Consider the following 25,770-nt stretch of genomic DNA (forward strand, 5'->3'; position numbering starts at 1 on the left):
GGTTGCCGCGGCTTCTTCACGGCGGGTTCCTCCCACTATCGACCGGGTGAAGGTGAGACGCATCTTGAGGGCCGGCGGCACGACGGCGCCCTTCGAGATGCGCGCCGTCGCAGACCGTTGCACGGTGGGTCAAGGCCCGACGTCGCACGGTGCGGTACTTCGCACGGCGGCGGCGACGCCTCGGACCATGGCCGGGCCGTCCCCGCACGGACCGGCACCCACACCCCAGGAGGTACTCCCATGAGCGACACGACGAGCACCAACCCGTCCGAGAAGCCGTACGACCCGGCGGAGGACCCGGACTCCGACCCGCAGAGCCTCGGGGCCAAGGAGCCCACGCAGCCCGACCAGGCCGAGGGCGACGACGACCCCGCCGAGTACACGAGCTGACACCTCACGCCCCAGGGCGTTGACGAGCAGGGGCTGAACCACCGACCGACGAGCAGCAGGAGGAGGAACCGTGCGCGCAGTGACATGGCAGGGCAAGGAGAAGGTCAGCGTCGAGGAGGTCCCCGACCCGAAGATCCTCGAGCCGACCGACGCGATCGTGCGCATCACGTCGACCGCGGTCTGCGGGTCCGACCTGCACCTGTACAGCGTCCTCGGCGCGTTCATCGACCCCGGTGACGTCCTGGGTCACGAGCCCATGGGCATCGTCGAGGAGACCGGCCCCGGCGTGACGCACATCCGCCCCGGCGACCGCGTGGTCATCCCCTTCAACATCGCGTGCGGCGGCTGCTGGATGTGCCAGCGGGGCCTGCAGACCCAGTGCGAGACCATGCAGGTGCGCGACCACGACAAGGGCGCGGCCCTCTTCGGGTACACCAAGCTCTACGGTCAGGTCCCTGGCGGACAGGCCCAGTTCCTCCGCGTGCCGCAGGCGCACTACGGGCCGGTCGTCGTCCCCGACGACGGGTCCCCCGACGAGCGCTACCTGTACCTCTCCGACGTGGTGCCCACCGCCTGGCAAGCCGTCGAGTACGCCGACGTGCCCCCGGGCGGGTCCGTGGCCGTCTTCGGGCTCGGACCCATCGGCCAGATGTCCGCCCGCATCGCCCGCCACCGGGGTGCCGAGCAGGTCATCGGGATCGACCTCGTGCCGGAGCGCCTCGAGATGGCACGCCGCCACGGCATCGACACCATCGACCTGCGGGAGGCGCCCGACGTCGCCGAGGCCGTCCGACAGCTCACCTCCGGGCGCGGCACCGACTCCGTCATCGACGCCGTCGGCATGGAGGCCCACGGGTCGCCCGTCGCCAAGGGCGTCCAGCTCGGTGCCGGCTACCTGCCCGACGCCCTCGCCCGGCCGATGATCGAGAAGATGGGGATCGACCGGCTCGCAGCGCTCCACGCGAGCATCTCCACCGTCCGCCGCGGCGGGACCGTGTCCATGTCCGGCGTGTACGGCGGCGCGGTCGACCCCATGCCTCTCATGGAGATGTTCGACAAGCAGCTCACGGTCCGCATGGGCCAGGCGAACGTCAAGCGGTGGATGGACGACGTCCTGCCCCTGGTGAGTGACTCCTCCGACCCGCTGGGCGTCCTGGACCTCGAGACGCACCGGCTGCCCCTCGAGGACGCCGCCCACGCGTACTCGATGTTCCAGAAGAAGGAGGACGGGTGCATCAAGGTGGTCCTCGACCCCATGATGCCCGCCTCGGCCGGCGCTGACGCTGCCGCGACCGAGCCCGCCGGGGCTCCCGCCCTGTGAAGGTCGTGGTCGTCGGGGCGACGGGGAACTGCGGCACGGCCGTCCTCCGGGCGCTGGCGGCCGAGCCCCGCGTGACGTCCGTCCTCGGCGTCGCGCGCAGGCTGCCCGACGTCGACACCGAGCCCTACCGCTCAGCCGGGTGGGCTCGGTACGACGTCGGGCACCGACCCCCCGGGGTCCCGGAGAGCGACCTCGTCGACGAGCTCGCGGACCTGTTCCGCGGCGCCGACGCCGTCATCCACCTCGCGTGGCTTCTCCAGCCCGACCGCGACCGTGCCCTCCTGCGGCGCGCCAACGTCGGCGGCTCGCAACGGGTCGCCGACGCGGTGGCCCGCGCGGGCGTGCCGCAGCTGGTCGTCGCGTCGTCCGTCGGGGCGTACAGCCCCGTGGCCGACGACGAGCCGCGCGACGAGTCGTGGCGCACCGGCGGGGTGCGCACCGCCCGGTACAGCGTGGACAAGACCGCCCAGGAGCGGGTCCTCGACCGGTTGGAGGCCGAGCACCCCGAGGTGACCGTCACGCGGTTGCGCCCCGCGCTCGTCTTCCAGGGCGATGCGGGGGCATCCGTCGGGCGGTACTTCCTCGGGCCCTTCGTGCCGCGATGGTTGCTGCGGCCCGGGACCCTGCCCGTGGTCCCGCTGCCCGCAGGTCTGCGGCTGCAGGCCGTGCACGCCGACGACCTCGCCCAGGCGTACCTCGCCGCGGTCCTCACGAAGGCCGGCGGGGCTTTCAACATCGCGACCGACCCCGTCCTGCGCACCGACGACCTCGCCCGCGTCCTCGGGCAGGGGCGGGTCGTCGAGCTCCCCGTGGCCCTCGTCCGGCGCGTCGTCGCCATCGCCTGGCTGCTGCGGCTCGTCCCCGTCGACGCCGGCTGGGTCGACATCGCCATGGGCGCCCCCGTCATGGACACGTCACGCGCGAGGACGGAGCTGGGCTGGCGTCCGACGCGATGCGCGGACGACGCCGCCCACGAGCTCCTCGAGGGCGTCGCCGACGGCCGAGGCATCGGCAGCATCCCCCTCCGCCCCCGCGGCGCCCCGGTGCTCCCGCAGCAGTCGGCAGACACCTGACCTGCCCCGACCGGCTGGGCCGACGGGGCGTGCGCTTGTGGACGATGCGGTGGCTCGAGCGCGCGCCCCGTCCACAAGAGCACGTCCCGTGAGCGCTTCAAGGCCTCTCTACCCTGCACCAGGGGTGTCTACGGGGTCGGTCAGGACTGATCGGACGGGTGTCCACCCAGAGGCTGTCTGCCCGGAGGTTGTCCACAGGCAGCGGGGCCTCTCCAGCGGTGCTTCCCCGTCACCCTCTAGGGTCCTGCGCATGAGTGTTCACAGCAGGACGATGCGCCCCGACCGACGATCTGCCGGTTGGGCCCTGCTCACGACGGCCGTCCTCGTCCTGGCCGGGTGTGCCGACGACCCCGCAGCCACACCCCGCGATGCCGATGCCGCGACGACGAGCACCGAGACGGCACCCGCCACACCCAAGCCCACCGAAGACCCCGCACCGACGCCCCCCGAACGCCCCGCCGCCATGAACGGCACCGACGACGAAGCCGCCAAAGCAGCAGCCATCTACTTCCTAGAACTCTACGAGTACACCCTTCAAACCAGGGAACTCGCGAAATGGGACGCGATCAGCGACCCAGCGTGCTCATTTTGCGCCAATGTTCGCGACAAGGTCATTGCCGACGAGGCGAAGAGCTTGGTTAGTTCGGGCATCAGAATCACTTGGGGCGATGAGATATCCGTCTCCAGACCGCAGGGCCCTACCCTCGTCAAGGCCATATTTCTTCTATCCCAAGATGCATCGACCACCGTCGACTCAAAAGGCGATGTGACCGACACCTTCGCCGCCGTTGAATACGAAGTGGCCGTCTATGTGCATCGGGACACGGACTGGCTTCTCTATGGGCTGGCCAAGGTGGAATGACCCTCATGAGCAGAACATTTGCCTCCATCCTCATGGTCACCTGCCTGCTCGCGATGAACAGCAGCGATGGGCCCCTGGACCTTCTAGACTTTCTGGCCACCGACGATAACATCGCGATATTAGGTTCGCATTCCGAATCTGAGAGCCCCGGCACCTCATCCCCAACAGCCCCCCGCGATCCGAATGTTCGGACCGTTCCGGCGGAGTGCGGCACGAGTGCACCGCCGGAGGCTGATGGTTCTCCGGCGTGCTACAACGCCGGTCGTGCCGAGTACGAGCAGTGCGACCCTGCGCTGGGGTTCGACTACAACCCGGTGATCATCGAGGCGCGCGCGGACGAGGCGTCCGAGTGGGAGGAGATCGGGGTCGACTACGTCCAGTGCGGTACCGCCCCCGGACAGGCACCGGTCACGGTGACGCAGGCGGACTTCCGATCGTTGCCATTGACGGCGTCCCCCGTGCAGGTCCAACCACCGACCCTGGTGTCGTTGGTGAACATCGCGACCATCACCTACACCGACAACACCCTCCAGATCCTCGACACCACGATCCTGGGCCAACCGGTGCGCGTGCGCGCCACACCGGCGACGTTCACGTGGGACTTCGGCGACGGGTCCACGCCCCTGGTCACCACGGACCCCGGCGCCCCGTACCCCGACCACACCGTCTCGCGCACCTACACGACCACCGGGACCTACACCATCACCTTGACCACCACATGGACCGGCGAGTACTCCCTCGACGCCGGAACCACCTACCAACCCATCCCCGGCACCGCCACCACAACGACCACCACCGACCCCCTCACCATCGAAGAACGCCGCACACTCCTCACCGACGACGACGGCTACTGACCGCCGGCACCCGACCTCGGAACGACCCCAATCCTCGATCCCGGTACGAACCGACGCTCACGGAACTGTTCGTACCGCCATGCCAACCGCGCGCGGTCCGGGCTGTCCTGGGCACGGCGGGGCACTACGAGCTCACGTCCGTGCATCGCCTGAATACCATGCTTGAGCATCGGTCCATCGATCTCGGCGAGCACCTCGGCGTCGATCTCGATGACGAGATCCGGGGTCACACCGAGCATGTTCTGGTCGTAGGCGGCGTGATGGATCTTGCACAGAGCAAGGCCGTTGTCGACGGTCGGGACACCGTCCTCGTGCCCGTCGGGAATCACGTGCGCGGCATCCAGCAACGAACCGTGCGCCAGGCGACACACGGCACACCGAGTCTCATAGGCGACCAAGACCCTCGTCCGGAATGCCGGCTGGTGAAGTCGTTGTCGGGCGAGGCGGTGGGCGTACGCACGTTGCGGCATGGTGAGGTTCCGCACGTCGGTCAAGAACGTGAAGGACTCGTCGAGCGCGATGAGGAACATGCCGTCCTCGGGCACGTCGTCGACCACGTACACGGGCATCACCGGGGTGTAGACGTTCTTGACCTCCTTGCGGAACAGGATGATGGGCATCCCGGTGTCCCGCGCGTTCCGCAGCTTCCGGTTGTCGCCACCCCACGGGTCGCCCTTGCGGTAGGCGTACCGCAGCAGGCCGTCGTCGGACTCGGCGTCGTCGTACGGTCCGTCCACGGACACGACGATCGACAAGGTCGACGCGAAGTCGCGCGGGTTGCGGATGCCCCGTGAAAAGTCGATCACCGGCAGGTCGTTGCCGTCGATGCGGAAGGACAGAAGCTCGTGCCGGAACAGGAACCCTCCGTTGCTCTCCGCACGCTCCCTTACCCAATCCATGATCCGCAGGCGAAGCGCTGACTCGACGACTGTGTCCATGTGCACAGCTCACCACCCCGCCGGCCTAGTGACAACGGGCTGGTGAGAACCGCCTGGGACAACTCACTCAGCACTCCGGCATCGGCCCCCTTACGTCCTGGTCAACGCGGTGCCGCACCGAGGAGTGCCCGCTCCGTCTCCGAGCCCGACGCCACCGAGAACAGCAGGTTCGCACCACCGACTCGCACGTCGATCACGCGAGCTCCGTCGAGGCGCTCGTGGTCGGTCGCGGTGACACGGCTGATCCGATCCAGCGGGATGACCGTGCGCGCGAGCGCGTGGGCCGGCTTCCGCCTCGGGGTGACGTGCTGGCCGCGGTGGACGACGTGGAGCTCGCGAGAATCACCGCAGACGACGGTGGCGTGGACGGTCGCCGGGGTGAGCACCTCGGTCACTCTCTCCACGAAACTCGGCGTGCGCAGGCGTGCGGGGCCGCGCCGCGAGACCCCCAGGAGCTGCGCACCAAAGTTGCGCCGGAGGACCGCGAGGTGCGCTGTCACGGGTGCCACGTCGTGGTCGCCCAGGGTCGCCGAGCGCCAACGGCGCCCGGTCGGACCGGCGCTCCTCCTCGACAGCCGCGCCCTCGTGCGCCCCGTGGCCGGTGAGGTAGCGGTTCCGCACCGGCTGCACCAAGAGGTCGACGGGGTGGTCGCGGTACAACGGAGGGATCTCGTCGGGCGATCTCACCTCGAGGACCCACGGACCGAACGCGTCGTACTGCGCAGACCTCACGCTCCTGACACTTCGCCTGGCGGCGGCAGCGGCCACCCGAGAGAGCCGCCACCCGCACGGGGCGTGCTCTCGTGGACGGGGCGTGCACCTGAGTGCACGCCCCGTCCACGAGAGCACGCCCCGTCGGGCAAGGACAGCCAGGGAGGGCAGGTGAGTCAGGAGACCTGGCCAGCCTCGCCGGCTCGGCCGGACGAGCCGGGGGCTGTCAGGCGTCGAGGAACGACGTGAGAGCCGCGTTCACCTCGTCGGCGTGGGTCCACAGGAGGCCGTGGGGCGCGCCCTCGACCTCGACGTAGGTGGCGTCCGGGACGGCCTCGTGGAAGGGGCGCCCGGTGGAGTCGATGGGGAGGATGCGGTCGGCGGTGCCGTGGAGGATGAGCGTGGGGAGGCCGGCCTCGCGGACGGCGACGACGTCGGCCCGGAAGTCCGTGAGCCATGCGGGGACCACGGCGTAGGCGGCGTCGGGGGCGCTGGCGGCCGCGGTGGCCCAGCTCGCACGGAGGGCCTCCTCGCTGATGCGCGACCCGAGGGTCTCGTCGAGGTTGTAGAAGTCGGAGAAGAAGTTGGTGAACCACGCGAACCTGTCGGCCCGGGCGGTGGCCGCGATGCCGTCGAAGACGTCCTGCGGGACGCCGACGGCGTTGTCGTCGGTCTTGAGGAGGAACGGCTCGAGGGAGGCGAGGAACGCGAGGCGTGCGACACGGCCGGTGCCGTAGGTGGAGACGTACCGGGCGAGCTCGCCGGTCCCCATCGAGAAGCCGACGAGGGTGACGTCGTGCAGGTCGAGGTGCTCCATGAGCGTGTTGAGGTCCGCGGCGAAGGTGTCGTAGTCGTAGCCGACGACGGGCTGGCTGGAGCGACCGAAGCCGCGGCGGTCGTAGGTGATGACGCGGTGGCCGGCCTCGAGGAGGACGCGGGTCTGGCGCTCCCAGGAGCGTCCGTCGAGGGGGTATCCGTGGATGAGGACGACGGGTGCGGCGTCGGCGGGCCCGTGGTCCTCGTAGTAGAGGTCGATGCTCGTGGAGTTCTCGGTACCTGCGGTGATGAAGGACATGGCATTTCCCTTTCGACCGGCCAACCGGGAGAACGGTCGTTCTCCCCGATGTGGACTACAGTAGAGAACGATCGTTCTCAGCGCAAGGGGCCCCAGATGACGAACAGGACGACAGAAGGAGAACGATGAGTGACAGCACCCGCGACAGCGTCGTCGAGGCCGCGGACCACCTCTTCTACGAGCGCGGCGTCCAGGCCGTCGGCATGGACCAGCTGCGCACCGCCGCAGGCGTGTCCCTGAAGCGCCTCTACTCCGAGTTCCCATCGAAGGACGCGATCCTCCTCGCCGTCCTCGACCGACGCACGCACTCGTGGCAGCACGGCATCGAGGGTCGCGTCGCGCTCGCGGCCACGCCCCGCGACCGCGTCCTCGCGGTCTACGACCACATCCTCGACTGGGCCTGCGAGGACGGCTTCCGCGGCTGCGGGTTCCTCAACACGTTCGGCGAGCTCGGCTCCACGCACCCCGCCGTCGCCGACGCCACGCGCGCCCACAAGGAGCGCTTCGTCTCCTACGTCACCGGGCTCTGCGAGGACGCCGGCGCCACGGCCGAGGTCGCACGGCAGCTCGTCCTGCTCGCCGAGGGCGCCCAGACCATGGCTGCCGTCACGGACGACGCGTCGTGGGCGCGCGACGCCAGGGCCGCGGCGGAGACCCTGCTCGACACCGCGACGCGCTGACCTGCAGCGCAACGCGACCAGGCGACCCCCGGAGCCCTGGCCGCCATCGGTCCGTTGCCCGCGCGCGACGCGCCGTCCCGACGCACACTGGGAGGGAACCGTTGCCGTCGACAGGAAGGAGCATCCCCATGGGCCTGCTCAAGAGGATCCCCGCGCTCATCATGGCCACCGTCGTCGCGAAGGTGGGCCGCGGCCTGGCCCGCAAGGTCGCGTCGCAGTCGGAGAAGAACAACCGCGGCAAGCCCACGGGGCTGTCGCAGGCGCTCTACGCGGTGGCCGGCCGCCGCTGAGGGTAGTCCTCCCCATCGCGCGAGACCGCGTCCGTGCGTGATGCTCAGCGGCGGAAACGCCCCCGAGCACCTCACGGAGCACCAGTGCAGCGCACGACGCAGTCAGCACGACGCACCACCAGCAGGACCAGCACCACGACGAGGGTCGCCGCCACCGCGGCGGCCCTCGTCGCCGTCCTCGGCGGGTGCTCCGGCTCCGGCGACGGGCCGGCGGAGCTCCCCGGGTCGTGGCCGGGCCACAGCTCCCCCACGGAGAGCCCGGCGGGGACCGACGAGACCGCCGGCACCGGCATCCCCGGGACCTACGTGGCGGGGATCGAGGACGGGCTCGAGCGGTACCCGGACATCGGGTCCATGGGCATGGGTGACATCTCGTGGGACTGCCCGCTCACGTCCGAGATCGAGGTCGACGGCCGGTCCCAGGAGACCCTGTCGACGACGTTCTGGAAGATCGACGACGGCGTGCACGAGGTCGCGTGCGACTTCTACCCGCCGGTCCCGGTGGACCTGAGGTTCGCCCTCGCGGAGGACGACGCCGCGTACGCGCGCCTCGTCGAGGGCACGGGGGCCGTGCAGCAGAGGGGCAACGACCAGGTGGAGAGCACCGTGACGATCGGTGGTCGCGACCTGGTGCTCGTCACGTGGGAGTACCCGACCAACCCTGCCGCGGGCACCAAGGTCGACGCGTGCTACCTCGACGAGGAGCTGCTAGCCCGTGCGTGCCTCGACGTGCACGACGCGGACGAGCGGAGCGCCGGGTACGACGCCGAGCAGGCCGCGCAGGACCTCGTGGCGATCCTCGACGAGTAGGGGCGATCGGTCAGGCGCGGTAGCGCCCCGGGCGGTGGTTCATGGCGAGGATGACGTTGAGCACGACCACACCGAGGACGGACGCGAGGACCGTGGGGAGGTCCACCACGAGGAGCGCGGCCAGGACGATGGCCGAGTCGAAGCACAGCTGGACCATCCCGGCGCTGTACCCGAACCGTTCCTGGACGTAGAGCACGAAGATCCCGAGGCCGCCGGCGCTCGCACGGTGCCGGAAGAGGACGAGGAACCCGAGGCCCATGAACATGCCGCCGAGGGCGCACGCGTAGAACGGCGAGAGGAAGTCGAGGGCGACGTTCGCCGTGTGCACCTCGGTGAAGACGGAGATGAGCCCGACGACCGCGAAGGTCTTGAGGGTGAACATCCACCCGAGCCGCACGACGGCGAGGACGTAGAAGGGGATGTTGATGAGGAAGAAGACGAGGCTGAAGCTCCAGCCCGTGGAGTAGGTGACGAGGAACGCGATCCCCGCGATGCCGCCTGAGACCCCACCGACGTCCTTGAGGAGCACGAGCCCGAAGGACAGCGCGAGGGACCCGATGAGGAGGGCGACGACGTCCTCGACCGGGCGGTGCGGGCGGGCTTCGACGAGCAGTGCGGGTGCCGCGGGTTCCCGGGTGTCGTGTCTCGCCATGTGAGAAGGGTGCGCGCTGCCGGCCGCCATGCACAACCAAGCGGACCACGGTTGCGCAGATTGCTCACTCCTCGGGCGTCATCGGCGTAGTGTGCTCAGCATGACGCCGCTCGACGCGCTCGACGCGCGGATCCTCCTCGCCCTGGACGACGAGCCCACCCAGACGACCCTGGGCCTCGCCCGCGAGCTCGACGTCGCCCGGAACACCGTGCACGCTCGCCTGCGCCGGCTCGAGGAGCAGGGCGCCCTGCGGGAACCGAGCCGACGCCTGGACCCGCGCGCCATGGGCTACGAGCTGCTGGCGTTCGTCATGCTCTCCATCAGCCAGTCGGCGCGTGACGCCGCCGTCGAGAACCTCGCGCGGCTCCCGGAGATCATCGAGATGCACGCCATCTCCGGGGAGGGCGACCTCCTGGCGCGCGTCGTCGCCCGCGACACCCAGCACCTGTACGAGCTCACGAGCGACATCCTCGCGATCGACGGCATACTGCGGTCGAACACGACCATCGTGCTCGCGGACGAGATCCCGTCCCGCGCAGGGCCGCTCCTGCGCACCCTGCTCTGAAGGAGACCTGCGTGCGACTCTTCGCGTCCGTGACACCGCCGGCCGAGGTCCTCGACCACCTCGGCACGGCCCTGGCGATGCTCGGCGACCTGCCTCCCGCGCCGGTCCGCGACCCGCGCCGTCGTCGCCCAGCACGGGCCGCGATGCGCTCGCCGTGGACCCCGCGGGAGACGTGGCACCTCACGCTCGCGTTCTTCGGGGAGGTGCCCGACGGCGCGATCCCGGACCTCGAGTCCCTCATGGCCGGGGCGACCGGCGACCTCGCACCGTTCCGCATCCACCTGACGGGCGCCGGGACGTTCCGTGGCTCGGTGCTGTGGGTGGGCGTGGGCGGCGAGACCGGGCCGCTGGGTGCGGTCGTCGACGCCCTGGTCCCGGTGCACGAGGAGATCTCGGGCCGCCAGGACCCGCGCGAGCGCAACCGCGCGCACCTCACGGTGTCCCGCTCGACGACGACCGACCTCGCCGCGGCCGCCCACGCCCTGGCCGTCTACCAGGGGCCCTCATGGACGGTCGACGAGATCGAGCTCGTCGCGTCGGACCTCGGAGCGGGCCCGCAGGGCAGCCCCGTCCACACGACGGTGGCCCGTTTCCCCCTGGGCGGCCGCTGACCACGGACGCGCCGAGCTCGCGCTATGCGTACAGCAACGACTTGAAGCCGTCATAGGGCTCCGCGAGGTCGTCGCCCGCACGCCGGAGGTCGACGATCTCCGACAACCCTTCACCTGCCCGGTAGTACCTCCCGCGGGTCTCACCGACCGCGACGAGGAGATCGGCGTCGACCAGCCGCCGGAAGTCCCGGGTCGCCGTGCGCTCGTCGACTCCCGCAGTCCGGACGTAGCTCGATCGTCTGAGTCTGTATCCCACGACGGCCGAGAAGAGCAGGTCGAGAGTCCGCTCGGGCAATCCGTGGACCTCTCCCAGGTCGTCGAGCATCCCCCAGACGACGGCAGCCCTCGCCATCCGACTCTGCACGGTCTGGGCCTGGAGGTGGTGTGCGCGCAGGCAGAACTTGAGCCACAGATGGGCGTCGTGCTCCGGGCTCCAGCTTCCCGAGCTCGTGCGCGCCAGCACCCGGTAGTAGTCGTCCGTGTGCCGCCCCAGCCACTCCTCGATGCTGGAGAGCTCGGGTGCGCTCAACCCCGCGTGGGTGAGGACCAGGGTATGGAGCGCTCGAGCCATCCGACCGTTCCCGTCGCGGAACGGGTGGATCATCACGAGGTTCAGATGAGCCATGGCGGCTGCGACGAACGGGCTCTCGTCGGGTGCCGTCGAGAGCCTCTGGACGAGCTCGTCGACCAGGCCAGGCACCTCGTCCGAAGGGGGCCCCTCGTAGACATTCCGCCCGAGGGTCTCGTCGTGCACGAAGATCTCCCCGCGCCGGTACTGCCCCGGGCTCTTGTCGAGCGAGTGGGACAGGAGCATGAAGTGCATGCTCCTCACGACGGAGGCGTCGAGCCTGAAGTGTTCGTCCGCCGCCGTCGCCAGGACGAAACCGAGCGCCTGGCGGTATCCGCGGATCTCCGCGAACGTCCGTTCGTCGGCGCTGATCGGCTCCTCGCCGTCGATCGCAGCGTCCGCCTCGTCGAGCTCGACGTCGTAGCCCTCGATGCTGTTCGACCCGCGGATGGCTCGTGCCACGGCGGTGCGCCGGAGCCGCCCGACCCATCTCCTGGGCGTCCTCAGGTGGTCGGACAACGTGACTCGCATGGCCTCGAGCTCGCCCAGCACGGCGAGATCGTCGGCGTCGAGCAGCGGTGTGCGATAGATCATGGTGTCTCGATGTCTCTATTCTTGGGACAAGATCTCCATCGTATCGCCGCTGTCTCCAATATAGAGACATCAGGACATGCGTCGGGGCAGGCGCTGACGATCAGGCCCGCGCGTCGGCGAGCATGTCGCGGACGAGGGGTGCGACGCGGGTGCCGTAGAGCTCGAGGCTGCTCATGAGCTGGGAGTGGGGCATGGCGCCGTTGGCGTACTTGAGGTCGATGCGGTCGAGGTCGAGCGCGGTGGCGACGCGCACGATCTTGCGCGCGACCGTCTCGGGCGACCCGACGAAGTAGGCGCCGTCGGGTCCGGCCTGCGCGCGGAACTGGCCCTCGCCCATGGCGCGGCCGCCTCGCTCGAGGGCGATCTTCGAGAAGGTGGCGCCCATCGTCGGCCAGGCCTCGGCGAGGGCCTGCTCGTCGGTCTCGGCGATGTGGCCGGGGGCGTGGACGCCGACGGGCTGCGGGTCGCGGCCGAGCTCGCCGAGCGCGCAACGGTAGAGGTCGGTGAACTGCTTGAACGCGAGGGGGTCGCCACCGATGATGGCGAGCATGAGGGGCAGCCCGTAGGACGCGGCGCGCACGACGCTCTGGGGGCTGCCGCCGACGGCCACCCAGGTGGGCAGGAGGCCGTCCTCGAGGTGCGGGTACACGGCCTGGTCGCGCAACGGCCGACGCGTGGTGCCCTGCCAGGTGACGGGCGTCTGCTCGCGGACGTGGGCGAAGAGGTCGAGCTTCTCCTCGAAGAGGGTCTCGTACTGGTCGAGCTCGTACCCGAAGAGGGGGAACGACTCGACGAAGGAGCCGCGGCCCAGGATGACCTCGGCGCGACCGGAGGACACGGCGTCGAGGGTCGCAAACCGCTGGAAGACGCGCAGGGGGTCGTCGGAGCTGAGGACGGTGACGGCGGACCCGAGGCGGATGCGCTCGGTGCGCGCGGCGATGGCCGTGAGGACGACGTCGGGTGCGGAGATCGCGAAGTCGGGGCGGTGGTGCTCGCCGACGCCCATGAAGTCGAGGCCCACCTGGTCGGCGAGGACGCCCTGGGCGACGACGTCGCGGATGACGTGGGCGTGGCTGTGGGGGGTGCCGTCGTCGGCGAGGGTCACGTCCCCGAACGTGTCGATGCCCAGCTGCAGGTCGCTCATGTCGTCTCCTCGTGGCGTGCTCGTGGGTAGTCGCAGGTGCGGTGGTGGCTCACCCACCACCATAGTTGATGCTTCAACAAAACGTCGCGCGAGATGTTCCCGTTTCACCCGCCCGCCCCCGTCGGACCTCTCAAGACACTGCCGCACGACGTCGACAATCATCCTGAGGACGCGGCTCCGGCGCCCGCCTCCCGGCCCGGGGTCGGGCCGGCTCGCCGTCGAGACCACCACTCCCACGGAGGCCGCATGTCCCGCCCAGAGGTCCGCGTCGGCGGAGGCCGAATCCCCTACGACGACGCCCACGCGTGGGTGACCCGCTACCTCAGCTCCCCCGGTGAGCACTGGGCGTACCCCGCATACGAGTCGTACCCCGGCGGGGACAGCCCCGCCCTCGAGGAGGCGGACCTCCTCGCCCCGGTGCTCCTGAGCACCCCGGTGCGCAGCCTCGAGACCTACTACTCGCTCCAGGAGAACCTCAAGGCGTTCAACGCCGTCCTCGGCGCCATCCCCCTCGAGACCTCCCTCGCCGGCGCGACGCACACGGACCTCGCGGCCGTCGTCGACCTCTTCGCGTTCCTCGACACCCACCCCATGCACGACGTGTCCCTGGCGATGTTCACCAAGCTGCTGCACCGCAAGCGCCCGCACCTCATCCCTCTGTACGACACCGCTGTGGGCACCTGCTACCTCGACATGCCGGACGCCCCCCTGGTGCGCGACGACCGCCGCGCGTACGCGAGCTTCGCGCAGCTGTGGCTGCGCGCCGTGCAGCGCGACCTCGACAGCCAGCTCGACGTGTGGGCCGAGCTCTCGACCCTCACCCCCACCGACGGACCGCAGATCAGCCCGCTGCGTGCCCTCGACATCGTCGGGTGGAAGGTCGGGTCCGGCACCGACGAGATGCGGTCCGCCCCGGCCGAGGCCTGAGCGCGGACTGGCCGAGCGCCGGAGGACGCTCCGGTCGCCACGCGCCCGCCTTCGGGTGACCATGGGACTCCCCCGAGCACCAGGAGTCCCGTGAGCCCCGCGAGCCCGAACCACCACGCCACGCGCACGACGACGGACGTCGACGGCGCCACCGTGGTCGCCTGGGTGTCCGGGCCCGCCCCGGACGCGCCGGGCGTGCCGCACCCCGAGGACGCCGCGCGCCCGATCGTCCTCGTCCACGGGCTCGGGGCGTCGTCGCGCTACTTCCGACCGCTCACCCAGGTCCTCTCCGCGCACCGCACGGTCCACGCGCTCGACCTCCCCGGCTACGGGTCCGCACCCAAGCCACCGCACGACCTCGGCATCGAGGGGCACGCCCGCGCGGTGGTCGAGCACGTCCGCGCCTCAGGTCTGCGCTCACCGGTCCTCGTGGGGCACTCCATGGGGGCGCAGGTCGTCGCCGAGGCACTCGTCCAGGCCCCGGACCTCACCGACCGCGTCGTCCTCGTCGGCCCCACCACCGACCCGGACGCACGCTCCGCGCTGCGGCAGGGCTGGCGGCTGCTCCGCGACGGGCTCCGGGAGCCGCCACGCGCCAACGGGATCATCCTCAGCGACTACGCGCTGCGCTGCGGTCCGCCGTACTACCTGCGGCAGGTCCCCCACCTCGTGCGGTACGACACCGAGGCGGCCGTGCGCCGCACCACCGCGCAGGTGCTCGTGATCCGCGGCGACCGGGACCCCGTCGTGCCCCACACCTGGGCGCGCCGCCTCACCGACGCCGCGCCGCACGGGCTCCTCGCCGAGGTCCCCGGCCCGCACATCGTCATGATGACCGCGCCCGACCACGTCGCCCGCCTCGTCCTCGACCCGGCGTGGTCGACGACGGCGCCCGGAACCTGAACGGAGCCCCGCCCGTGCCACCTCGTCCCCTGCCGTCGCTGCACCTGCGCGAACGGGCCGCGGACTACGCGTACGCCGTCGCCGTGCAGACCCGCCGCCTGCTGGGCGGCCCCGACCCCGGGTCCCTGGCCAGCGGGTCCGAGGCACCCGTGCTGCTCCTGCCGGGCGTCTACGAGACGTGGCACTTCCTGCTGCCCGTGGCGCGACGCCTGCACGACGCGGGCCACCCCGTGCACACCGTCCCGGGCCTGGGCATCAACCGGGCGCCGGTCCTCGACGCCGCCCGCACCGCGCTCGCGACGCTCGAGGACCTCGACCTCCACGACGTCGTCCTCGTCGCCCACTCAAAGGGCGGGCTCATCGGGAAGCGGATGATGCTCACGGACACGGTGGAGGACAGGGTGGACGCGCGGCCCACGGAGCGCATCGCGGCGCTCGTGGCCGTGAACACGCCCTTCGCAGGTTCCCGCTACGCGTCGTACGCCGTGGGGCGCACGCTGCGCGCGTTCGCCCCGGGGAACGCGAACCTCCTGGAGCTCGCGACGCACGCCGACGTGAACTCGCGCATCACCTCGGTGTACGCGGAGTTCGACCCGCACATCCCCGAGACGAGCCGCCTCGAGGGCGCCACGAACGTCGAGCTGCCCGTGGCCGGCCACTTCCGGCCGCTCTCGGACCCGCTCGTGCTCGACGCCGTCCTCGAGGCGGTCGCCCGGTCGTGAGGCGGCCGACCAGGGTCGTGAGGCGGCCGCTCGGGGTCAGCCGACGTCGCGTCGGCGGAACACCAGCGCGCCCACGGCGACCAGGACGGCGAGGACCACGGCGTACGTGACGACGCCGTGCGTGAGCGACAGGGTCGTGTCGACGTACTCGCACACGACACCGTTCGCACCCGCCGTGCACGTCTCCACCCCGTACGTGGTGCCACCCTGGACCACGGCCTCGAGGTTGAGCATGAGCAGCCGGGGTCGCAGCTCGAGGAAGTACCCGGCGAGCATCCCCTCGACGACCACGACGTAGGCGACGACGATCCCGACGACGGCGACCGTGCTGCGCAGCACGGCGGCGAGCGCCGCCCCGATCGCGGCGAAGGCGGCGCTGAGCAGGACGGTGCGTCTGGCGGCACCGGCGAGGTCGCCCCACAGCTCGGACGTCATGGGGCCCACGTGGTCGTTCACGGTGTAGGCGGCCCAGGTGCCGAGGACGGCGAGCGTGACGACGACGGCCATGGGGAGGAGGACACCGAGTGCGGGTGCGAGGACCTTGGTGGCGTAGACCCGACCACGGCGCGGCTCGAAGGTGAGCCATCCGCCGATGGAGCGCGTGCTGAACTCGGCGGCGACGAGGCTGGCCCCGACGAGGAGCGCCACGAAGAGCACGGGGTAGGCGAGGTCGGCGGCGGGGGCGACGCCCTTCGCGGCGAAGGTGGGCGCTTCCCAGGAGTAGTTCTCCCAGCTGGGTTCGAGCATCTCCTCGCACTCGGCCTCGGTGTCGGCCCAGTCGAGGTCGAGACAGTCGGCGATCTGGGCCTCGCTGGTCTCCTCCCACTCGGCCAGGGCGCTCTGGTGGCTCTCCTCCATCATGGCGAGCTCGGACCCGGTGGCGGGGCGGCCGGTCTGCCACGCGGAGAACACGGCGAGGGCGACGACGGCGAGGAGCCCGAGGACCGCGAGCCAGGGGAGGCGCCGGCTGCGGAACCGGTCGAGCTCGACGAGGAGGAGGCGCATCATCGGCCCTCTCCCTCGGTGCGTGCTGTGCCGGACCCCGGTGGGGCGGCGGGTGGTGCGGCGAGGCGCTCGGCGGCGCTCTCCGCGTGGGCGGCGCGGCGACCGGTGGGTGCGGCGACGGCGTCGGCGACGCTGGTGCCCGGCCCCTGGCCGGCGGTGAGCTCGAGGAACACGGACTCGAGCCCCGCGGTGAGCGGGACGAGCTCGTGGACGTAGAGGCCCTGCCCCGCGAGGAGACGCGTGATCTGCGCGGGGTCGTCGACGCCGTCGACGAGGAGGTGGTCGTGGCCGTCGAGGCGGACGGTGAGCCCTGCGGCGTCGAGGACGGTGAGGGCGGTGGGCCGGTCCGCGACGCCGACGCGCACCGAGGAGGTGGCGCTGCCGATGATGTCGCTGACCCGCCCGCTGGCGATGAGCCGGCCGTGCCCGATGATCGACACCGTGTCGGCGACCTGCTCGACCTCGGCGAGGATGTGGCTGCTCACGAGGACCGTCTTGCCCTGGTCGGCGAGGGTCCGCATGGTGGTGCGGATCTCGCGGATGCCTGCCGGGTCGAGGCCGTTGGTGGGTTCGTCGAAGATGAGGAGCTCGGGGTCCTTGAGGAGCGTGGCGGCGATGGCGAGGCGTTGCTTCATGCCGAGGGAGTACGTGCGGAAGCGGTCGCCGGCCCTGTCGGCGAGGCCGACGTCCTCGAGGACCTTCTCGACGGCCCCGTCGGGCGCACCGATGGCCCGGGCGAGGAGCTGGAGGTTCTTGCGGGCGGTGAAGTGCGGGAAGAACGTGGGCGACTCGACGATGGCACCGACGCGTCCGATGACCTGCGGCAGACGCTCCGGAACCTCTTCCCCGAAGAGGGTCATGGTGCCGGAGTCCGCGCGGACGAGTCCGAGGAGCATGCGGATGGACGTGGTCTTCCCGGAACCGTTGGGGCCGAGGAACCCGTGGACGCCACCGAGGGGCACGTCGAGGTCGAGGCCCTCGACGGCGACCTGGCGTCCGCGGCGCGACCGGTAGGTCTTGCGCAGGCCGCGGGTGCTCACGGCGAGCGTCGCCGCGTCCACCTCCGTGGTCGTGACTCCGTGCCGCGCTGCTGCCGCGGGTGCCATGGTGCTCCTCGTGGTCGTCTCTGGGACGCCCGGCGCGCCCCCGGGTCGAGGCTAGCGGTAGATACCGGACATCCCCGTCATCCTGTCGGGGGATCTTCGCTGGTCAGGGCTCCGCCCTGGGGACGGTGCGATGTCCCGCCCGTGCACCCAACGTCCGCCATCGACGCGTCCCCGACCATCGTGACTTATCGCTCTTTCCAGGAGTTCTCACCCAGTTCGGTGCATGTTCACGGCCGGGTCACCCACGCCACGGAGGCTCAGGAGGTCCGAACGACCGCGTGACATCTCAGGGGAGAAAGCAATGACCTCACGTGTTCCACCCGCATGGCTGCGTGCCGCCGGAGTCGGCACCCTCGCAGCCGGCGTCGTCCTGGCGCCCGGAGCACCGGCACTCGCAGACGAGGGCCCTGCAGGACCCAAGAACGTCATCATCCTCATCGGTGACGGCATGGGCTACAACCACATCGACGCCGCGAGCCTCTACGAGCACGGCGCCACCTACAAGCAGGTGTCCGTCGACCCGTCGGCCGGCACCGTCGAGGCGCTCCCCGGGACCCCGTCCCAGGTCTTCGAGCACTTCCCCGTCCAGGTCGCGATGTCCACGCACTCCGCGAACGGGCGCGCCGAGTACGACCCGGCGAAGGCGTGGGCCGACTTCTCGTGGGTCGCGGAGGGCGCGACGGACTCCGCAGCGGCGGGCACCGCCCTCGCCACGGGCGTGAAGACCAACAACGGCAACCTCGGCGTCGACCCGGGAGGCGCGCCGGTGAAGAACGTCGCCGAGCGCGCCTCCGAGGTCGGCAAGGCCACCGGTGTGGTCTCGTCCGTGCAGTTCAGCCACGCGACGCCCGCGTCGTGGGGCGCGCACACCTCGAGCCGCAACAACCTCCACGACATCAGCGACCAGATGCTCTCGGGGTCCCTCGACGTCATCATGGGCGCCGGTCACCCCATGTTCGACGACGACCACCAGCCGCTGGCGACGCCACGCTTCGACTACCTGTCCGAGCAGGGCTGGAACGCCCTCAGCGACGGGCAGACGCCGTTCACGTTCGTCGAGGACAAGGCCGACTTCGAGGCCGTCGCCGCAGGTGAGGTCGTGCCGGAGAAGCTCTTCGGGCTCGTCCAGGTCGCGTCGACCCTCCAGCAGGCGCGCGCGGGCGACGAGGAGGGGCTCCTCCCCGGCGAGGCCCCGCTGAACGACGTCCCGAGCCTCCAGACCCTCACGGAGGGCGCGCTCAACGTCCTCGAGCAGGACGAGGACGGCCTCTTCCTCATGGTCGAGGGCGGCGCGATCGACTGGACGGGTCACGCCAACCAGACGACGCGCAACATCGAGGAGACGCTCGAGTTCAACCGCGCCGTCGAGTCCGTCGTCGAGTGGGTCGAGACGGAGAGCAGCTGGGAGGAGACCCTGGTCATCGTCACGGCGGACCACGAGACCGGGTATCTCGACGGTGCCTCGTCGGACCCGAGCTGGACGCCGATCACGGGATCCAAGGGCCAGCTGCCCACCCAGGGCTGGTACTCGGGGAACCACACGAACCAGCTCGTGCCGCTGTACGCCAAGGGTGCGTCGTCCGACCTCCTCGCGTCGTACGCCGTGGGGCAGGACCCCGTCCGCGGCGCCTACCTCGACAACGTCGACGTGGCGCGGCTCGCGTTCGAGACCTGGGGCTTCGAGGACGAGCCCGACGCGTCGGGCATCGAGGTCCGGGCGACCGTCCCCGAGCAGGGTGAGGTCGAGGGTAGCCTCACCATGACGATCGCCGGCGCCCAGGAGGGCGTGACGCTCTCCGGCGGCGAGAACGTCGGTGACCGGCTGCGCTTCACGGGCAAGCTCCCCACGGTGTCCGTGACGGACTCGCGCTCCAACGACGCCGCGGGCCAGGGCGGCTGGGCCGTGTCCGGTCAGTCGGGCGACCTCACGGCCGCCGCGCAGACCATCCGCGCGACGCACCTCGGGTGGACCCCGGGCCTGCTCACCACGAAGCCGGGCGTCGCTCCCGGGTCGAAGGTCAAGCCGGTCCTCTCGGGCGGCGAGGGGCTCGCCACGCCGGCCACGCTCGCGTCCGCGACGACGGAGGGCCGCTTCGGCACGACCGACATGACCGCGGAGCTCGCTCTCGAGGTGCCGGTCGACACCCGGGCGGGTGACTACTCCGGGACGCTCACCGTCTCGCTGTTCCCCGTCGACTGACGACCCACCGGGGCCGGTCGGGCGATGCCCGGCCGGCCCCGGCCTCGTCCCAGAGCTCCCTGCCCGCCCTCCCACGGAAGACACGACATGCGCGTCACACACCTCGTCCCCGCCCTCCTGATCGCCGCCGTCGCCTGGGGCACGCCCCCCGCGCCGGCCGCCGCGGAGGAGGACACCTCCCGCACGACGTGGGCCGTCGAGCCCGCGAACGCCGACGGCCCGGACTCGCGCGTCTCGGTGCGCACCGAGCTCGTCCCGGGCGCGACCGTCGTCGAGCACGTCGCCGTGACCAACTACTCCGCGCAGGAGACGACCTTCGACGTGTACGCGAGCGACGGCGTCGTCACCGCGGACGGCCAGTTCGACCTCCTGCCCGCAGGGACGCCGCCCGAGGACGCCGGCGCGTGGATGTCCGTGGGCGACGCGGGCCCCGGCGAGACCGTGCAGGTGGTGGTCGGCCCGGAGGCGACCGTGACCGTGCCGGTCGGGATCACCGTCCCCGAGGACGCCACGCCCGGTGACCACCCGGCGGGCGTCGTCGCGTCCGTCTCCCGCGACCCGGGCGAGGAGAGCGTGACGTTCGACGCCCGCGTGGGCGTCCGCATGCACCTGCGCGTGTCCGGCGACCTCGAACCGACGCTCGCCCTCACCGACGTCGAGACCACCTACTCGCCCTCGTGGCTGCCGTGGCGGCCGGGTACCCTGACGATCGACTACGCGGTGGAGAACACCGGCAACGTGCGTCTCGGGGCGGAGACGACCGCGAGCGCGAGCGGCCCCTTCGGGTGGGCCTCCCGCGAGGAGACCGGGCCGTCGGCGCGTGAGGTGCTGCCGGGCCAGGCGGCCGGCGGGTCGGTCACCGTCGACGCGTGGCCGCTGGTCCGTACGGGCGGGTCGGTGTCCGTGGTGCCCGTGGTCGTCGGCGACGACCTCGTCGAGGTGGCCCTCACGGACGCGAGCGCCACCTGGACAGTGTGGACGGTGCCGTGGCTGCACCTCGGGCTGCTCCTCGTCGCCGCGGGGACCCTCGTCGCTCTCGTGCAGGCTCGGCGGCGCCGCGAGGCGCGCACCGAGCGGCGGATCGCGGAGGCGGTGGCCGCTGCCCGGCCTGCCGCCACCGCCTGAGGCGAGCCCGTCAGGCGACGGGCGGCTGGACGTCGAGGACCCAGGTCACCCCGAAGCGGTCGGTGAGCCCCCTGAAGCCAGGGCTTCAGGGGACGCCAGGCGCGGCCGCCCTCAATCCCGGTGCAGCCGGTGCAGCCGGTCGACCATGAGGTCGGCCTCGTCGAGCACGTCGCCCGCCGCCCAGGTCATGTCTCGTCTCGACTGCGTGATGGGCCGCAGCACCTGAGCGTCGACGAGCCGCTCGATGGCAGCGTAGGCGCGGGCCTGCGACACGCCAGTGAGGCGTGCAACGTCGTAGGCGTCGACGATCGGGTGAGCCGGCAGCAGTTGCAGCATGGCTGCGGTCGCAGAGCCCCTGCGCGGACGCACGACGTCTCGCCACTCCTCCGGGAGACGGACCAGTCGTCCGGCGGAGACCGCAGCTTCTGTCGCTGCCCGGGAGGTCGCATCCGCGAGGTAGATCGCGAACGACTCGACGTCGCCGGCCCGGTAGCCGTTGACCAGCTCGAAATAGTGCCCGCGGTCGGCGACGATGGCGGAGGCGACCGGCACCGCCATGCGCGTGGTGACACCCCGGTACCGCCACAAGGCGTTGATCAGCGAACGCCCGAGCCGACCGTTGCCGTCGGTGAAGGGGTGGATGGACTCGAACTGTGCGTGGGCGACTGCGGCATGCAGCACCGGGTCCAGATCGTCCCTGCGCATGAAGGCGATCAGGTCACGCATGAGGCCTGGAACACGCTCGTGGCCGGGTGGGACGTGGACGGCGCCCGCCGGTGACCGGTTCGAACCACCGATCCAGTTCTGGACGGTGCGCAGCGCACCGGCGTCCCACTTCTCCTCGGGGTCGTCGGCCATCAACGGTCGATGGGCGGCGAGGATGTCGTCCAGCTCGACGCCGTCCGTCGCGCGTCGCACGAGGAGCGCGAGCCCGTCGATGGCGCCCTTGACGGTCCGGGCTGCCCTCGGTGCGCTGATGCCGTGCTGCGCCCTGGCCAGCTGGTCCACCGTGGTCAGCTCCTCCTCGATGCGGGAGGAGGCGATCGCCTCGGTCCGCAGCAGGAACGGCTCGAGGGTGGTGACCTGGTCGGCGTAGGTGCGTTCGAGCACGGCGATGTCGACGAGTGCCTGCCTGCTCGCATCGACGAGCTCTGGGGACGCGGCGAGCCGCACGCTCGCGATCTCGGGCGGGATGCTCGCCGTGTACTCGCTGACCTCGGACCGGCGCCCGGAGCGCGGGACCCAGGGCAGCACCTCGTGCAGATGGGGCGGAACGCCCCTGGGGGCGGTGTCCTGCGGAACGGGGTTCGCGTCCGCCATGGTGGGCTCCTAACCGAGAATAGTGGCGCCACTATTCTCGGTTAGGATGATAACCGAGAACAAGAGGAGGACTGTTCTCGGTTGTCACCTCGCCCCGCCACCCCGCGGGTTCTCCCCGTCAGGCGACGGGCGGCTGGACGTCGAGGACCCAGGTCACCCCGAAGCGGTCGGTGAGCATCCCGAACCCGGGGCTCCAGGGCGACGCGGCGAGGGGTTCGACGACGGTGGCGCCGTCGCTGAGCCCCTCCCAGAGGGCGGTCACCTCGGCGAGGGTCTCGCCGCGCACGGACTGGAAGAACGTGCGGTCGGTGACGGTGGTGCCGTTCTCGCGGCGCGTGGTCCCCGCGACCGCGGACGCGTCCGGGTCGTCGTGGCCGGGGACGTCGTAGGCCATGACGCGGAACCCGGCCCCGTCGTCGACCTGCCCGAAGACGACCTTGTCGGCCCCCGGTGCGTCGGCGGGCATGCCGACGTCGCCGTACGTGGTGACGGTCAGCTCGCCGCCGAAGACGCTCCGGTAGAGCTCGAGGGCCTGGCGGGCGGTGCCCCGGAGGTTGAGGTGCGTGGTCGTCGTGATGCTCATGGGTCCATCCCTTGCTCGTGGTGTCGGGAGCGGCGGTGCCGCCCTCGCCGAGGAGCGTGTCAGCGGTAGCGGACGGTTTCGGTCCGCTACCTGCGGCAGACTCGGAGGCATGACCGGAAGCTCGTCGCGGATGCTCGCCCTGCTGTCGCTGCTGCAGACCCGGCGCGACTGGCCGGGGCACGTCCTCGCCGAACGCCTGGGGGTGACGCCGCGGACGGTGCGCCGGGACGTGGACCGGTTGCGCGGCCTCGGCTACGAGGTCGCCGCCACCAAGGGCCCCGACGGCGGATACCGGCTGGGTGCCGGGATGCACCTGCCACCCCTCCTCCTCGACGACGCGCAGGCTGTCGCGGTGGCCGTCGCCCTCCAGCACGTCCCTGCCAGCGGCGTGGATCTCGAGGAGGCGGCCGAGCGTGCCCTGCTCACGGTGCGACAGGTCATGCCGTCGCGGCTGCGGCACCGCCTCGACGCGGTCCGCTTCACGACCACCGGTCCCGGGGGTGACGACGCCCGCGTCGACCCGGCTGTCCTGGAGGCGGTGAGCACGGCCGTGCAGGAGCGTCGCACGCTGCGCTTCGACTACGCGGGGCGCGACGGCCTTCCCCGACGCGCCGAGCCCCACGCGCTGGTGGCGCGCGCGGGGCGCTGGTTCGTCGTCGCGTGGGACCTGGACCGTGACGACTGGCGCACGTTCCGCGTCGACCGCATGGCACCGCGCACCCCGGCGGGCGCGGTGTTCGCGCCGCGTGAGATCCCGGCGTCCGACGCCGCGTCCTTCCTCGAGGCGCGCCTGCGGGGCGCGACGCACGAGGAGGGGTGGCCGTGCGTCGGCACCGTCGAGATCGGGCTGCCTGCGAGCGAGGTGGTGCCCTGGGCGGGCGACGGGACGGTGGAGGCGCTCGGGCCGCGATCGTGCCGGGTGACGGTGGGGTCGTGGTCGTGGGCGGGGGTGCTCGCGTCCGTCGCCCGGTTCGACGCCCCGTTCACCGTCGTCGGGCCGGAGGAGCTGCGGGACGCGGCGGTGACGCTCGCGCAGCGGTGCGCGGCGTCGGCCGAGCCGCCCACGTCGCGGGTGGACCCCGCGAGGTGACACGACGCTGACAGCGCCCCGACCTGCACGGCATGATGTCCGCATGCCTCCCTGCAACGATGCACAGCGGTCCGACGCCGGCTACCTCATGGTCTTCCACTCCGACGAGACGCACGCGATCCACGCGATCCTCTCCGAGGGGCCCGACCCGACCCGGTGGCGGTCCGTGGACGGCGGCGACCCGGTGGTGACGTCGTCCCTCGGGGAGAAGGGCACCCGTGACCCGCACCTGGTGCGGTCGCCGGTGGACGGGAAGTACTTCCTGCTGGGGACGGACCTCGACATCCGGTGGACGGACCGGCCCGGCGTGCCGGAGGACGGCTTCTGGGACTGGGTGGGCCGGCACGGGAGCCGGTCGATCAACGTGTGGGAGTCCGTCGACCTCGTCACGTGGTCGGAGCAGCGCCAGGTGGAGGTGGCGCCCGCCACCGCGGGCATGGCGTGGGCCCCCAAGACGGTGTGGGACGACGACGCGGACGCTTTCCTCGTCGTCTGGTCGTCACGCGTGTTCGCGGCGGACGACACCGACCACGCCGGTGACGGCCCGCACCGCCTCCTCGCCGCGCACACGCGGGACTTCGTGACGTTCACGCCCGCACAGGACTGGGGTAACCCGGGGGCGTCGGTCATCGACGCGTTCATCGTGCAGGACGACGAGGGGTTCGTGCGGTTCGTCAAGGACGAGGCCGCCGGGACGGTCCTGTCGGAGCAGGCGGCCTCGCTCCACGCGGAGCGGTGGGAGCCCGTGTCGGCGGGCGTGGCTTCGGGGACGGAGACGGGCATCATCGAGGGCCCCCTCGTCTTCCGGTCCTTCACGGACGGCGAGTGGTACCTGTGGGTGGACGAGTACACGGGTGCGGACCGCGGCTACGTGCCGTTCCACTCCCCCGACCTCCGCGCCGAACGGTGGGCGCCCGTGGAGGGCTACTCGTTCCCGTGCAAGGTGAAGCACGGCACGGTGGTCCCGCTCGACGCGGACCAGTACGCGCGACTCGAGGCCCGCGTCCGATGACCGGCACGCCCACCGCGCCCGGGCGCCGCTTCGAGATCCGCCCGGCCCGCACCACGGACCCGGCGGAGGTGGACCACCTGTACGAGGTCTGCCTGCGCACCGGTGCGGACGGCGAGGACGCGAGCGCGCTGGTCGACGACCCGCGGCTCCTCGGCGAGCTCTACCTGGGGGCCTACCTGGCGCTGGAGCCGGACCTGGCGTTCGTCCTCGACGACAGCACCGGAGCGGTCGGGTACGTGGTGGGGACCTCGGACACGGCCGCGTTCGACGACCTCCTGGACGCGCGCTGGTGGCCCGCCCTGCGGGCCCGCTACCCGCTGTCGGTGCTCGACGCGCTGGACCCGGACTCCATGGACGCCCGCCTGGTGCGCCTCGTCCACACCCCGGGCCGGACGGAGCCGCACGTCGTGGAGCAGTTCCCCGCCCACCTGCACGTCGACGTCCTGCCGGTCGGCCAGGGCGGGGGGAACGGTCGCCGCCTCCTCGATCGTCTCTTCGACGCCCTCCGCGAGCGCGACGTCCCGGGAGTGCACCTGGGTGTCTCACCCGAGAACCGTCGGGCGATCGGCTTCTACGAGCACCTCGGCTTCCAGCGCATCCCAGGCGCGGAGGGCGTGATCCTGGGGCTCACCCTCTGAC

General features: G+C 71.5%; 28 protein-coding genes. 18 read left to right on the forward strand and 10 right to left on the reverse strand.

All coding sequences use genetic code 11. The features are described from left to right. Positions 1–240: 240 nt before the first annotated feature. From JAV76_RS00520 to JAV76_RS00540, 5 genes are all read left to right on the forward strand, one after another. Positions 241–390: a hypothetical protein gene (locus JAV76_RS00520; protein WP_198732065.1), complete on the forward strand. Its 150-nt coding sequence runs from the start codon at positions 241–243 to the stop codon at positions 388–390. A gap of 70 nt (positions 391–460) precedes the next feature. Beyond that, positions 461–1,711 carry a zinc-dependent alcohol dehydrogenase gene (locus tag JAV76_RS00525; protein WP_198732066.1) on the forward strand — a complete coding sequence of 417 codons (1,251 nt, stop codon included), beginning with the start codon at positions 461–463 and terminating at the stop codon, positions 1,709–1,711. Next, positions 1,708–2,784 carry an NAD-dependent epimerase/dehydratase family protein gene (locus JAV76_RS00530; protein WP_198732067.1) on the forward strand — a complete coding sequence of 359 codons (1,077 nt, stop codon included), beginning with the start codon at positions 1,708–1,710 and terminating at the stop codon, positions 2,782–2,784. The genes JAV76_RS00525 and JAV76_RS00530 overlap by 4 nt, the downstream gene beginning before the upstream one ends. A gap of 250 nt (positions 2,785–3,034) precedes the next feature. After that, positions 3,035–3,646, forward strand: a complete 612-nt coding sequence (locus JAV76_RS00535) for a DUF6318 family protein (RefSeq protein WP_198732068.1) — start codon at positions 3,035–3,037, stop codon at positions 3,644–3,646. Between the two features lie 5 nt (positions 3,647–3,651). Beyond that, positions 3,652–4,500 (forward strand): PKD domain-containing protein, encoded by an 849-nt coding sequence (locus JAV76_RS00540; protein WP_198732069.1) that lies wholly within the window; start codon positions 3,652–3,654, stop codon positions 4,498–4,500. Here JAV76_RS00540 and JAV76_RS00545 read toward each other — a convergent pair. The 3 genes from JAV76_RS00545 to JAV76_RS00555 form a co-directional block, all read right to left on the reverse strand. Further along, the gene (locus tag JAV76_RS00545) at positions 4,494–5,438 is read right to left on the reverse strand and encodes an HNH endonuclease (protein WP_198732070.1); all 945 of its coding nucleotides are present in this window, start codon (positions 5,436–5,438) and stop codon (positions 4,494–4,496) included. The genes JAV76_RS00540 and JAV76_RS00545 overlap by 7 nt on opposite strands. Before the next feature lie 101 nt (positions 5,439–5,539). Beyond that, positions 5,540–5,938 (reverse strand): hypothetical protein, encoded by a 399-nt coding sequence (locus tag JAV76_RS00550; protein ID WP_198732071.1) that lies wholly within the window; start codon positions 5,936–5,938, stop codon positions 5,540–5,542. Between the two features lie 437 nt (positions 5,939–6,375). Beyond that, a complete protein-coding gene (locus JAV76_RS00555; RefSeq protein ID WP_198732072.1) occupies positions 6,376–7,224 on the reverse strand; it encodes an alpha/beta fold hydrolase in 849 nt (282 codons plus the stop codon). Between the two features lie 125 nt (positions 7,225–7,349). Here JAV76_RS00555 and JAV76_RS00560 point away from each other — a divergent pair, with 125 nt between their 5' ends. The 3 genes from JAV76_RS00560 to JAV76_RS00570 all read left to right on the forward strand — a co-directional run bounded on the left by JAV76_RS00560 (position 7,350) and on the right by JAV76_RS00570 (position 9,004). After that, positions 7,350–7,904 (forward strand): TetR/AcrR family transcriptional regulator, encoded by a 555-nt coding sequence (locus JAV76_RS00560; protein WP_198732073.1) that lies wholly within the window; start codon positions 7,350–7,352, stop codon positions 7,902–7,904. Between the two features lie 128 nt (positions 7,905–8,032). Then, positions 8,033–8,194 (forward strand): hypothetical protein, encoded by a 162-nt coding sequence (locus JAV76_RS00565; RefSeq protein ID WP_198732074.1) that lies wholly within the window; start codon positions 8,033–8,035, stop codon positions 8,192–8,194. Between the two features lie 84 nt (positions 8,195–8,278). Then, positions 8,279–9,004, forward strand: coding sequence for a hypothetical protein (locus JAV76_RS00570; protein ID WP_198732075.1), 726 nt, complete (start codon positions 8,279–8,281; stop codon positions 9,002–9,004). Between the two features lie 10 nt (positions 9,005–9,014). On the opposite strand, the gene JAV76_RS00575 is transcribed toward JAV76_RS00570, so the two are convergent. Continuing rightward, positions 9,015–9,656: a YitT family protein gene (locus JAV76_RS00575; RefSeq protein ID WP_198732076.1), complete on the reverse strand. Its 642-nt coding sequence runs from the start codon at positions 9,654–9,656 to the stop codon at positions 9,015–9,017. Positions 9,657–9,756: 100 nt separating this feature from the next. Between JAV76_RS00575 and JAV76_RS00580 the strand changes: the two genes are divergently transcribed. Next, positions 9,757–10,221: an Lrp/AsnC family transcriptional regulator gene (locus JAV76_RS00580; RefSeq protein WP_198732077.1), complete on the forward strand. Its 465-nt coding sequence runs from the start codon at positions 9,757–9,759 to the stop codon at positions 10,219–10,221. Between the two features lie 11 nt (positions 10,222–10,232). After that, a complete protein-coding gene (gene thpR, locus JAV76_RS00585; RefSeq protein WP_198732078.1) occupies positions 10,233–10,832 on the forward strand; it encodes an RNA 2',3'-cyclic phosphodiesterase in 600 nt (199 codons plus the stop codon). A gap of 22 nt (positions 10,833–10,854) precedes the next feature. On the opposite strand, the gene JAV76_RS00590 is transcribed toward thpR, so the two are convergent. Together JAV76_RS00590 and JAV76_RS00595 are read right to left on the reverse strand one after the other, a co-directional pair. After that, positions 10,855–11,994: a Fic family protein gene (locus JAV76_RS00590; RefSeq protein ID WP_198732079.1), complete on the reverse strand. Its 1,140-nt coding sequence runs from the start codon at positions 11,992–11,994 to the stop codon at positions 10,855–10,857. A gap of 100 nt (positions 11,995–12,094) precedes the next feature. Then, positions 12,095–13,138 (reverse strand): LLM class flavin-dependent oxidoreductase, encoded by a 1,044-nt coding sequence (locus JAV76_RS00595; RefSeq protein WP_198732080.1) that lies wholly within the window; start codon positions 13,136–13,138, stop codon positions 12,095–12,097. Between the two features lie 246 nt (positions 13,139–13,384). Here JAV76_RS00595 and JAV76_RS00600 point away from each other — a divergent pair, with 246 nt between their 5' ends. The 3 genes from JAV76_RS00600 to JAV76_RS00610 all read left to right on the forward strand — a co-directional run bounded on the left by JAV76_RS00600 (position 13,385) and on the right by JAV76_RS00610 (position 15,690). Next, entirely contained in the window at positions 13,385–14,065 is a 681-nt protein-coding gene (locus JAV76_RS00600; protein WP_198732081.1) for a DUF6308 family protein, read from the forward strand. A 90-nt stretch (positions 14,066–14,155) separates the two neighbouring features. Beyond that, complete coding sequence (locus JAV76_RS00605) at positions 14,156–14,968, forward strand: alpha/beta fold hydrolase (RefSeq protein WP_198732082.1); 813 nt, start codon at positions 14,156–14,158, stop codon at positions 14,966–14,968. Positions 14,969–14,982: 14 nt separating this feature from the next. Beyond that, on the forward strand, positions 14,983–15,690 hold the full coding sequence (locus JAV76_RS00610; protein WP_198732083.1) for an esterase/lipase family protein: 708 nt from the start codon (positions 14,983–14,985) through the stop codon (positions 15,688–15,690). A gap of 36 nt (positions 15,691–15,726) precedes the next feature. Here the strand turns inward: JAV76_RS00610 and JAV76_RS00615 are convergent, their stop codons facing one another. Both JAV76_RS00615 and JAV76_RS00620 read right to left on the reverse strand, forming a co-directional pair. Further along, positions 15,727–16,698 (reverse strand): DUF2705 family protein, encoded by a 972-nt coding sequence (locus JAV76_RS00615; RefSeq protein ID WP_198732084.1) that lies wholly within the window; start codon positions 16,696–16,698, stop codon positions 15,727–15,729. Next, complete coding sequence (locus JAV76_RS00620; protein ID WP_198732085.1) at positions 16,695–17,801, reverse strand: ABC transporter ATP-binding protein; 1,107 nt, start codon at positions 17,799–17,801, stop codon at positions 16,695–16,697. The genes JAV76_RS00615 and JAV76_RS00620 overlap by 4 nt, the downstream gene beginning before the upstream one ends. 301 nt (positions 17,802–18,102) lie before the next feature. Here JAV76_RS00620 and JAV76_RS00625 point away from each other — a divergent pair, with 301 nt between their 5' ends. After that, positions 18,103–20,001, forward strand: a complete 1,899-nt coding sequence (locus tag JAV76_RS00625; RefSeq protein WP_198732086.1) for an alkaline phosphatase — start codon at positions 18,103–18,105, stop codon at positions 19,999–20,001. A gap of 87 nt (positions 20,002–20,088) precedes the next feature. Beyond that, on the forward strand, positions 20,089–21,126 hold the full coding sequence (locus JAV76_RS00630; RefSeq protein WP_198732087.1) for a hypothetical protein: 1,038 nt from the start codon (positions 20,089–20,091) through the stop codon (positions 21,124–21,126). A gap of 111 nt (positions 21,127–21,237) precedes the next feature. Here JAV76_RS00630 and JAV76_RS00635 read toward each other — a convergent pair whose 3' ends face one another. Both JAV76_RS00635 and JAV76_RS00640 read right to left on the reverse strand, forming a co-directional pair. Beyond that, a complete protein-coding gene (locus tag JAV76_RS00635; RefSeq protein ID WP_198732088.1) occupies positions 21,238–22,446 on the reverse strand; it encodes a Fic family protein in 1,209 nt (402 codons plus the stop codon). A 118-nt stretch (positions 22,447–22,564) separates the two neighbouring features. After that, a complete protein-coding gene (locus JAV76_RS00640) occupies positions 22,565–23,029 on the reverse strand; it encodes a VOC family protein (protein WP_198732089.1) in 465 nt (154 codons plus the stop codon). 109 nt (positions 23,030–23,138) lie between these two features. Between JAV76_RS00640 and JAV76_RS00645 the strand changes: the two genes are divergently transcribed. From JAV76_RS00645 to JAV76_RS00655, 3 genes are read left to right on the forward strand one after another with little or no spacing between them, the layout of a single operon-like run. Continuing rightward, complete coding sequence (locus tag JAV76_RS00645) at positions 23,139–24,119, forward strand: helix-turn-helix transcriptional regulator (protein ID WP_198732090.1); 981 nt, start codon at positions 23,139–23,141, stop codon at positions 24,117–24,119. Positions 24,120–24,162: 43 nt separating this feature from the next. Continuing rightward, complete coding sequence (locus JAV76_RS00650) at positions 24,163–25,131, forward strand: glycoside hydrolase family 43 protein (protein ID WP_198732091.1); 969 nt, start codon at positions 24,163–24,165, stop codon at positions 25,129–25,131. Continuing rightward, positions 25,128–25,769, forward strand: a complete 642-nt coding sequence (locus tag JAV76_RS00655; RefSeq protein ID WP_198732092.1) for a GNAT family N-acetyltransferase — start codon at positions 25,128–25,130, stop codon at positions 25,767–25,769. The genes JAV76_RS00650 and JAV76_RS00655 overlap by 4 nt, the downstream gene beginning before the upstream one ends. Position 25,770 lies beyond the last annotated feature (1 nt).

Source organism: Sanguibacter suaedae (genome assembly GCF_016342785.1).
Taxonomy (GTDB): Bacteria; Actinomycetota; Actinomycetes; order Actinomycetales; family Cellulomonadaceae; genus Sanguibacter; species Sanguibacter suaedae.

Bases quoted from the DNA above. Each gene is read 5' to 3' on its own strand.
- JAV76_RS00565 (WP_198732074.1), top strand. From the start codon at position 8,033: ATGGGCCTGCTCAAGAGGATCCCCGCGCTCATCATGGCCACCGTCGTC.
- JAV76_RS00580 (WP_198732077.1), top strand. From the start codon at position 9,757: ATGACGCCGCTCGACGCGCTCGACGCGCGGATCCTCCTCGCCCTGGAC.
- JAV76_RS00540 (WP_198732069.1), top strand. From the start codon at position 3,652: ATGAGCAGAACATTTGCCTCCATCCTCATGGTCACCTGCCTGCTCGCG.
- JAV76_RS00645 (WP_198732090.1), top strand. From the start codon at position 23,139: ATGACCGGAAGCTCGTCGCGGATGCTCGCCCTGCTGTCGCTGCTGCAG.
- JAV76_RS00640 (WP_198732089.1), bottom strand. From the start codon at position 23,029: ATGAGCATCACGACGACCACGCACCTCAACCTCCGGGGCACCGCCCGC.
- JAV76_RS00655 (WP_198732092.1), top strand. From the start codon at position 25,128: ATGACCGGCACGCCCACCGCGCCCGGGCGCCGCTTCGAGATCCGCCCG.
- JAV76_RS00535 (WP_198732068.1), top strand. From the start codon at position 3,035: ATGAGTGTTCACAGCAGGACGATGCGCCCCGACCGACGATCTGCCGGT.
- JAV76_RS00595 (WP_198732080.1), bottom strand. From the start codon at position 13,138: ATGAGCGACCTGCAGCTGGGCATCGACACGTTCGGGGACGTGACCCTC.
- JAV76_RS00590 (WP_198732079.1), bottom strand. From the start codon at position 11,994: ATGATCTATCGCACACCGCTGCTCGACGCCGACGATCTCGCCGTGCTG.
- JAV76_RS00555 (WP_198732072.1), bottom strand. From the start codon at position 7,224: ATGTCCTTCATCACCGCAGGTACCGAGAACTCCACGAGCATCGACCTC.
- JAV76_RS00560 (WP_198732073.1), top strand. From the start codon at position 7,350: ATGAGTGACAGCACCCGCGACAGCGTCGTCGAGGCCGCGGACCACCTC.
- JAV76_RS00615 (WP_198732084.1), bottom strand. From the start codon at position 16,698: ATGATGCGCCTCCTCCTCGTCGAGCTCGACCGGTTCCGCAGCCGGCGC.
- JAV76_RS00635 (WP_198732088.1), bottom strand. From the start codon at position 22,446: ATGGCGGACGCGAACCCCGTTCCGCAGGACACCGCCCCCAGGGGCGTT.
- JAV76_RS00625 (WP_198732086.1), top strand. From the start codon at position 18,103: ATGACCTCACGTGTTCCACCCGCATGGCTGCGTGCCGCCGGAGTCGGC.
- JAV76_RS00630 (WP_198732087.1), top strand. From the start codon at position 20,089: ATGCGCGTCACACACCTCGTCCCCGCCCTCCTGATCGCCGCCGTCGCC.
- JAV76_RS00650 (WP_198732091.1), top strand. From the start codon at position 24,163: ATGCCTCCCTGCAACGATGCACAGCGGTCCGACGCCGGCTACCTCATG.
- JAV76_RS00545 (WP_198732070.1), bottom strand. From the start codon at position 5,438: ATGGACACAGTCGTCGAGTCAGCGCTTCGCCTGCGGATCATGGATTGG.
- JAV76_RS00600 (WP_198732081.1), top strand. From the start codon at position 13,385: ATGTCCCGCCCAGAGGTCCGCGTCGGCGGAGGCCGAATCCCCTACGAC.
- JAV76_RS00620 (WP_198732085.1), bottom strand. From the start codon at position 17,801: ATGGCACCCGCGGCAGCAGCGCGGCACGGAGTCACGACCACGGAGGTG.
- JAV76_RS00520 (WP_198732065.1), top strand. From the start codon at position 241: ATGAGCGACACGACGAGCACCAACCCGTCCGAGAAGCCGTACGACCCG.
- JAV76_RS00575 (WP_198732076.1), bottom strand. From the start codon at position 9,656: ATGGCGAGACACGACACCCGGGAACCCGCGGCACCCGCACTGCTCGTC.